General features: G+C 39.7%; 2 protein-coding genes, 1 other RNA gene and 1 pseudogene. All 4 read right to left on the bottom strand.

Annotation, left to right across the window (positions count from 1 at the left end; translation table 11 throughout):
- Positions 1-207 (bottom strand): annotated as a pseudogene (locus RT405_RS09000) (recombination protein RecR); the annotation flags it as partial.
- A 151-nt stretch (positions 208-358) separates the two neighbouring features.
- Positions 359-670 (bottom strand): YbaB/EbfC family nucleoid-associated protein, encoded by a 312-nt coding sequence (locus RT405_RS08995; protein ID WP_035030502.1) that lies wholly within the window; start codon positions 668-670, stop codon positions 359-361.
- A 31-nt stretch (positions 671-701) separates the two neighbouring features.
- A complete protein-coding gene (dnaX, locus tag RT405_RS08990) occupies positions 702-2,549 on the bottom strand; it encodes a DNA polymerase III subunit gamma/tau (RefSeq protein WP_313469179.1) in 1,848 nt (615 codons plus the stop codon).
- 177 nt (positions 2,550-2,726) lie between these two features.
- An RNA gene (gene ffs, locus RT405_RS08985) (signal recognition particle sRNA small type) lies at positions 2,727-2,815 on the bottom strand.
- Positions 2,816-2,895: the final 80 nt, after the last annotated feature.

The following is a 2,895-nucleotide window of genomic DNA, read 5'->3' as shown; positions in this document are numbered from 1 at the left end:
GCGGTCTCGCGTTTTATCCTGACAAATCGAACAAGGATCTTCTTCTGTGATGTGCCCGCAGATTGAGCAGTAATTTAAATCCCGTTTAGCACTGATCAATGCTTTAGCAAAGTCTGTCACATCGTCTTCTTTCATATTGATCGTAAAAAAAGCCAGACGAGCAGCAGTTTTAGCGCCAATTCCAGGAAGTTTCATATAACTATCCATTAATTTTGTTATCGGTTCAGGATACAAGAGGCTTCATTTCCTTTCTTTCGCACCATTAAAAAATGAGAGAAAAAACGGGATCCATAACGGTATCCCATTTTTTACAGTTCATTAAAAATCATGTTTTAACTTAACAAGTGGTGTCCTTTTATTACATGCCAGGGATGTTTTTGGCGTATTTACCCATCGTTGCTTCCGTTTCAGCTTCTACTTTTGCCAGTGCATCATTTGAAGCTAAGACGATTAAATCTTCCAGCATTTCAACATCTTCTGGATCTACTGCTTCCGGATTAATTGAAATGTGTTTCATTTTGCGGTCTCCTGTCATGGTTACTGTTACTAAGTCTCCATTAGTCGTTCCAAAAAATTCTTTTTCATTTAGTGCTTCTTGTGCTTTCACCATTTCTTTTTGCATTTTTTGCATTTGTTTCATCATACCTTGCATATTTCCCATTCCACGCATACGATCTCTTCCCTTCGTTTATCCATTTAGTTTAATCATTTTTCACTTCAACAATGTTTTTTCCAAATAAGTTCATTGCTTCTGTCACAACGGTCTCTTCTTCTTCTGATGGCGGAATAAATCCTTCCAGACTTTCCCATTCGGAGCTGTCAGCTATTCCTGATGTGTTTGCACTTGCTGCTTCGCTTTTTTGCGAAGAATCTGCTACTTTTGCAGGATTTGTCTCTTTTTGTACATTTGCTTTTTGGACTGGTGGCCGATTTTTCAGCTGTTTAACATATTGACCACGAATAATCGGCCATTGCTCAGCAGGCACACAAATCATTTGAGGAGCATAGCCCACTAACCGGCGTAAAAACTCCGTCACTGCTTCAAGTAATTCTGCATCATTGGTTGCTTTTTGACATAAAATATCATAATCAAATGAAACGATCAATCCATCAGGTCCTGCTGCTACTGGCGTTGAAGCTTTTAACATAGCGCGTTGTGTGACTGACAACATATTCAATAAATCAGGCCATACATCACGTAGTTGGCTTAAGTTTTCTTTGGTTGCTTCTTTTAACACGCCGTAGATAGCCGCTGTATTAGGTGTAAACTGATTGCCATTATTTTTCTTAGTCGGCTGTTTAGCTTTTTTTACAGCTGGTTGTCCGCCGTTATTGTTTGCAAGTGCCTGCAATTGTTTTTTCATTTGCCGCAGTTCACTTTCAAGGTCTGCCACTTTTTGGTTATCGCTAGGCGGTACCTCAGTTGGAGTTGACTCTATTTTCTCCAAAGGAACAACTTGAGTTTGGTTTAATTGGGTCAATTTGACAGTAGCAACTTCCAAGTACACATCAGGATGATTGGTAAAACGCAATTCTGTTTGTGTATCATTTAAAATCGTGATCATTTGGTAGAGGACAGCAGCTGATATGGTCTCGCTTAATTCTTTAAATCCTTGATCCACATTGGCTCCGTCCAATAGTTCTTCCATCTGCGGGGCTTGTTGGTACACGAGAATATCGCGACAGAATAAAATTAAATCCTCTATAAAACGCGCAGCATCTTTTCCATCCGCTAATATTTCTTGTAAGAGCGACAATCCTTTTTCAGTATTGCGTGTTAAAACAGCATTAAAATAAGCCAGCATCAACTCTTGCGTCAAACTGCCGGTCACACTCATTGCATGCTCAATGGTTACAGCATTATCCCCGTAAGAGATGGCCTGATCCAATATACTCAAGGCATCACGCATTCCGCCTTCTGCTGCACGGGCGATCACTGGCAAAGCAGCTTCATCAAACCCAATTTTCTCTTGGTCTAAAATATACCGCATCCGTTCACAAATATCTCGGACTGAAATCCGTTTAAAGTCAAATCGTTGTGTTCTGGATATGATCGTTAACGGTATTTTATGTGGTTCAGTTGTAGCTAAAATAAATACGACATTTTTTGGCGGTTCTTCTAGTGTTTTTAATAACGCATTAAACGCGCCTGCTGACAACATATGAACTTCATCAATGATATAAATCTTGTAATCTGCACTAGTTGGCGCATATTTAGCTTTATCCCGAATATCGCGGATCTCCTCGACACCATTATTGCTGGCAGCATCAATTTCAATCACATCGTTTAATTGCCCTTGTGTAATCGCGACACATGTATCGCATTCATTACACGGCTCGCCGTCTTTCGAAAAATGACAATTGATGGCTTTGGCAAATATCTTAGCTCCGCTGGTTTTCCCGGTTCCACGAGGGCCCGTAAAGAGATAAGCATGACTTGTCTTCCCTTGCATAAGCGCATTTCTTAATGTCTGTGTAATGGCTTGCTGGCCGGCAATGTCTTGAAATCGCTGAGGCCGCCATACTCGGTAAAGTGCTTGATAACTCAATGCTTTTCTCCCTTTCTTAACCCTGTAGTTGCTACTCTTTATTATACGTTATTTGAACCGAAAATTAAACCACCATCTTCTTTCAGATGGCGGTTTACTATTTAAGTAGTCTAGTTTTCTTGCTTTTAGACACAAAAAAAGTTTTTGATTTAAAAACCAAAAACTTTTTTCTTCTTCTATGTACGTACAGCACATGCTGAAACAATCTTAGTGCTGCTTCCTTCCAGATCTGACACGATTCGAAAGATCAACATTGCCATACGGCCTTGCGGCATCTTTAATTATACCCCATTTGATAAATAAAAGCTAGTACTTTTTTATGTTAGGCTAAATCGTCTTTTTGTTG

It is taken from the genome of Carnobacterium sp. (genome assembly GCF_032094055.1).
Classification (GTDB): domain Bacteria; phylum Bacillota; class Bacilli; order Lactobacillales; family Carnobacteriaceae; genus Carnobacterium_A.
Note: the sequence above shows the minus strand (reverse complement) of the source record. Positions and strands in the feature narration are given on the sequence as shown.

Excerpts from the sequence above, each read along its gene's own strand:
- RT405_RS08995 (WP_035030502.1), bottom strand. The coding sequence starts at position 670 with ATGCGTGGAATGGGAAATATGCAAGGTATGATGAAACAAATGCAAAAA.